This window comes from uncultured Clostridium sp., assembly GCF_937920395.1.
Lineage (GTDB): Bacteria > Bacillota > Clostridia > Clostridiales > Clostridiaceae > Clostridium_AD.
Map to the genome: position 1 here is coordinate 1 of NZ_CALEVF010000304.1, position 5,268 is coordinate 5,268.

Genomic DNA, 5,268 nt, shown 5'->3' on the forward strand with positions numbered 1-5,268 from the left:
CCCTTACATCTGTACATTGAGCTGATAATATTGTTGATACTAAAAGCTCATAATGGTTTGTAAAATCAAGACCACACTTTACACCTGCATATGTTTCACTAAGAATTTTAAGAACACTCTTAATTGTTTTTTTATTTATATAAATCACCTACTTCTTACTACTTAAATTATTATTATCTATTTAATTTGAGAATATACTCCCCGATACTGCTCTGGAAGTAACACTGCTACACCCGACATTATTTCATTCATAACCTTATCATAATATTCATCTCGAGCTTCATCTTTCTCCTTAGGTTGTAATGTAATAGGATCACCTATACTAATATTTACATCAGCATGATGAAATTTTTCGAGTGCCATATCTTTTTCGCTAATTGGCAACAATTTCTCTGTTCCCCAAATACCCATTGGAAGAATTGTTGCTTTTGATAATTTAGCCATTAATATAATGCCTCTCTTACCCTCTATCATCTTTCCACTTCTACTTCTTGTCCCTTCTGGAAACATCATAATATTATTACCTTGTTTTAGCGTACTTACTATCTTAGATATAGCATCTTTATCTGGCGAATTAGGATGCACTTGTATAGTTTTCGCTACAAAAAAGCCTAATTTAGTAAGCCTATTATCTGTTAACTTTACTCCTGCTAAAAAAGTTACATTATCATCCTTTAATAACTTGTTCAAGATTATACCATCTGCATTGCTTAAATGATTGCATATGAAAATTATAGGCGACTTTATATCCTTAATTTTCTCCATTCCGTGAGTTTTAATATTTGCATATTTGTTAATATATGAATCTAATAATCTTTTAGCTATAAATGATACAACTCTATCTGGTAAAACGTTTATTATTCCTAACGCAGATTTCGAAAGCATCTAAATTCCACCTTTCATAAATAATGACTATAAAAATATTATAATTTGAAAAACTTTAAAAGTCTATAATAATAATCTTTTATATAAGGTGATGTATCCTTCTCTATGGTCATAATTTTAACCTTTTCAATAAAAAGCGCATTAATAATTGCATTCCTTTTAATAATATTTTTACCTCTCCACCCACAAGAGGTTATTTTATAATTATCTTTAAATGATTTATTATCAATATTTATTAATTCATTCAAATTAGGTGTTTTCATATATTTATATGGTTTAAATTCTTTAATAACACTTAATTCAACTTCTTTATTGTAGGGACAAACTCTCTGACAAGTATCACAGCCAAATAACCTACCATCTAATTTATCAAACCAAAAATCCTCTATATCTTTTTTTTGAGTTATATAGGACAAACATATATTAGAGTTATTATTTATTCCAACTTTCCCTTTAACTATAGCACTTGTAGGACATGCTGACAGACATATTTCACAATTACCACATTTTTGCGTAACTCTTTTATCAGGGCCTATCACTAAATCCGTTATAATTTCTCCTAAAAAAACATATGAGCCATACCTTTTCGTTATTATCATATTATTTTTCCCTATAAATCCCACGCCACTTAGACTTGCAATATATCTCTCAGGTAATGCATTACTATCTACAAAATACATAGCTTTTGCACCCATCCCCTCAATAAATGTGCAAATTTTTTTCATATATTCAATTAATACAAGGTGATAGTCTCTTCCTCTAGTGTAATTTGAGAAATATATTTTTTTATTGATATCTTTATCATACAGATATGGAAATGCAATAGAAATTATAGTTTTCCCATCTTCCATATATATAAATGGATTTATCTTTTTGTCTAGGTCTTTCTCTTCAAACTCATTTTCTAAATCTAATTTTTTTTTCCTATCAAAATAAGGATTTAGCTCATGAAAAATCCTACATTCGCTAAACCCTATTGTATCTAACCCATTTATTTCACAAAATTCAATTATATCATCTTTAACACTCATATCTTCAGTCCCTTTATATAACCATATCATTGTAAATTCTTTTAGTATTGCCTGCATAATCTTTAATCTCAATTATTGTTAATTCGTTTACGAAAATAACTCTAGCAGGTATCCCTACTGCAGTTGCCTTTGGTAATACATCTTTTAAGACTACAGCATTTGCACCAATTTTACTACTGGTTCCTATTTTGATAGGACCAAGAATTTTTGCACCAGCACCAACTATAACATCATCCCCTAAAGTAGGATGTCTTTTGCCAATATCCTTTCCTGTTCCACCTAAAGTAACCCCTTGATACAAAGTTACATTGTTTCCAATTTCCGTGGTTTCTCCAATAACTACTCCTGTTCCATGATCTATAAAAAAACCTTTCCCAATTTTAGCCCCTGGATGAATTTCTATTCCAGTAAAAAATCTAGCCCCCTGGGATATAGCCCTAGCTATAAAAAATATTTTATGATTATATAATATATGGGCTATTCTATATATTATTACAGCATGAATACAAGGATATAATAATATTACTTCAACCCAATTTTTAGCTGCTGGATCCTTTTCTAATATATTATTTATATCATATCGTAACGTCTTAAACATACATTAATTCCTCCTATAGAGTTATAGTTTGTAAACATTCAAATTCATATTTAAAAATATAAATTTGTATATTCTTAAACCCTCACATCAGTCTATTTCTATGTGTTTTTTTATCTATAGAGTAGAAATAAATGTTTAGATTTTACCCTAATTAGTCATAAATACCCATTGAAATATACTTTTCTCCTCCGTCTGGAGCAACAGTAACAACTTTTTTGCCTTTACCTAATTTTTTAGCAATTTTTATTGCTGCCGCAACATTAGCTCCTGTAGAAATTCCTACTAAGATACCTTCTTCTTTAGCAAGCCTTTTTGCTATATCGAAAGCTTCTTCATCAGTTATTTGCATTATTTCATCAATTACACTGCTATCATAAATATCTGGTGTAAATCCTGCTCCTATACCTTGTATTTTATGTGGTCCAGGTTCACCGCCAGATAATACTGGGGATTTCGCTGGTTCAACTGCAACAATTTTAATTTCCTTATTAAATTCTTTTAATTTTTTGCCCACTCCAGTAATTGTTCCACCAGTTCCGACTCCTGCTACAAAAACATCTACATCTGATATATCACTAAAAATTTCTTGTGCAGTGGTTTCGTAATGTTTTTCTGGATTCGCTATATTAATAAATTGTTGTGGTAAAAAGAATTTAGAATCTCCATCTGATATTTCTTTTGCTTTATTTATAGCACCCTTCATTCCCTTTGAACCATCTGTAAGCACAAGTTGTGCGCCATATGCTTTTATTAAGCTACGTCTTTCAACACTCATGCTATCTGGCATTACAATAATTACATCATATCCCTTAATTCTACCAATCATTGCCAAAGCTATCCCCATATTTCCACTAGTTGGTTCAACTATTGTAAAGCCTTCCTTTAGTAATCCTAATTTTTCAGCTTTTTCTATCATGCCTAGTGCAGCCCTATCTTTAATACTTCCAGCTGGATTATATTTTTCTAATTTCACATATACATCAGCCACGTCACCCTTAACTAGTCTATTCAACTTTAGAACTGGTGTTCCACCTATCATATCTAAAACATTGTTATACATCATAATAATATTCCTCCATTTTTTTAATAAGTTACTTGTCTTAAAAATTATCCGTATTTTTACATATATAATCTTATGAATTTACAAAGAGACACATATATGTTTATTATTGTAATATTTCATATGTTTTTGGGTACAAAAAAAACTTCCTCTACTATTAGAGACGAAGTTTTACTTCGTGGTCCCACTCTAAGTTATAATCACCAAAATGATTATAACGCCACTTTTTCAAGCACAATGTTATGCTCAATCACTATAACGGGCGAGTCCCGATGCAGCCTACCAAAACCATACAATAATAAACAACAATATTTTCACTTGTTATATACTATCGCATTACTAATTCGGTGCATAACTCCAAAGGGCACTTCATATAGTTTTCCTTTAAGAGTCTTCTCAGCTTTGGACTCTATCTCTGTAAATTTTTCCTATATTACTTTCCTTCTTCTTAGTATTTTCTAGTATCTCCTAGTATCTCCTAGTATTTCAGTATGAATTACTTTTCTTTATTATATTCTTAACATTATAATATGTCAATAGTATTTCTTTTGTTTTATTAAATCTCAGAGTTGTTTGCATATAATGATGCAATTTCGCCTATAGCACAGCTTTGTTTTACCACACTTTCATGAAAAGCATACCCCTGAACTACCCCTCCACACGCAAAAATACCACCTATGTTTGTTTGTGAATTCATATTCAATTTAATTTGTCCTGTTGATGAATTGACTACTATCTTAGCCTGCTTTGCTAGTTCATTATCTGGATATAAATCTACTGATAAAAGTAATGCATCACATGAAATACGTTCCTCACTACCATTTACAACTTCATTATTGCTATCAATTTCCACTAAAGTAATACCTTCGATTCTACTTTTTCCTTGAATATCAACAACTCTATGCATCATTTTTAGTGGTATATTAAAATTCTTTAACGAATCAGATAATTTTTTATCAACGGCCTCAATAACATTTTTGCTTTCAATTATTGCTTTTACATTAGCACCTTCAATTGATAGTCTTCTTGCTACTATTAACGCAATGTCTCCTGTTCCTAATATAACTATTTCTTTTCCTGGCATATAGCCTTCAATGTTTACGAATTTCTGTGCACACCCTACCGTGTAAATACCTGCACATCTACTACCTGGTAGATTTGAAAATCCTCTTGGCCTCTCTCTGCACCCAGTTGCAATTATTATAGTTTTTGCACTAATTTTAAAAGTCCCAACCTCAGAGTTCACAACATTAATTTCTTTAGCATCATTTAAATTTAAAACAGTAGTGTTTAATTTATATGAAATATCTAATTCCTTAATTTTATCTATAAGCTTCTGAACAAATTCTGGTCCCGTCAAATCCTCACTAAAAATATCCTTACCAAATCCATTATGAATACACTGGTTTAAAATTCCACCTAATTGTTTTTCTCTTTCTAAAATTAAAATCTTACATTCATAATGTTCTTTAGCTGAAATAGCAGCTGCAAGGCCTGCTGGACCTCCTCCAATTACCACTATGTCATATTGTTGCATTATATACCTCCAGTTGCAGGCATCTTAACCTGTTCCTTATTTTGTAATACTTAATATTAAGTTTAATACTTTATTATAATAAAACGTAAAAACCCGTGAAAATAATTTCACAGGTTTTATTTGGCAGGGGTAGTAGGACTCGAACCTACAACCAATG

General features: G+C 30.7%; 5 protein-coding genes and 1 pseudogene. All 6 read right to left on the reverse strand.

The window, feature by feature from the left end:
• Positions 1-139, reverse strand: a pseudogene (locus tag Q0649_RS19200) (endonuclease III); the annotation flags it as partial.
• Between the two features lie 38 nt (positions 140-177).
• A complete protein-coding gene (locus Q0649_RS19205; protein WP_298845718.1) occupies positions 178-885 on the reverse strand; it encodes a 1-acyl-sn-glycerol-3-phosphate acyltransferase in 708 nt (235 codons plus the stop codon).
• A gap of 38 nt (positions 886-923) precedes the next feature.
• Positions 924-1,916 carry a tRNA epoxyqueuosine(34) reductase QueG gene (gene queG, locus Q0649_RS19210; RefSeq protein WP_298845725.1) on the reverse strand — a complete coding sequence of 331 codons (993 nt, stop codon included), beginning with the start codon at positions 1,914-1,916 and terminating at the stop codon, positions 924-926.
• 13 nt (positions 1,917-1,929) lie between these two features.
• Positions 1,930-2,514 (reverse strand): serine O-acetyltransferase EpsC, encoded by a 585-nt coding sequence (gene epsC, locus Q0649_RS19215; RefSeq protein ID WP_298845719.1) that lies wholly within the window; start codon positions 2,512-2,514, stop codon positions 1,930-1,932.
• Positions 2,515-2,665: 151 nt separating this feature from the next.
• A complete protein-coding gene (cysK, locus tag Q0649_RS19220) occupies positions 2,666-3,577 on the reverse strand; it encodes a cysteine synthase A (RefSeq protein WP_298845721.1) in 912 nt (303 codons plus the stop codon).
• A gap of 553 nt (positions 3,578-4,130) precedes the next feature.
• Positions 4,131-5,111: an NAD(P)/FAD-dependent oxidoreductase gene (locus Q0649_RS19225; RefSeq protein ID WP_298845723.1), complete on the reverse strand. Its 981-nt coding sequence runs from the start codon at positions 5,109-5,111 to the stop codon at positions 4,131-4,133.
• Positions 5,112-5,268: the final 157 nt, after the last annotated feature.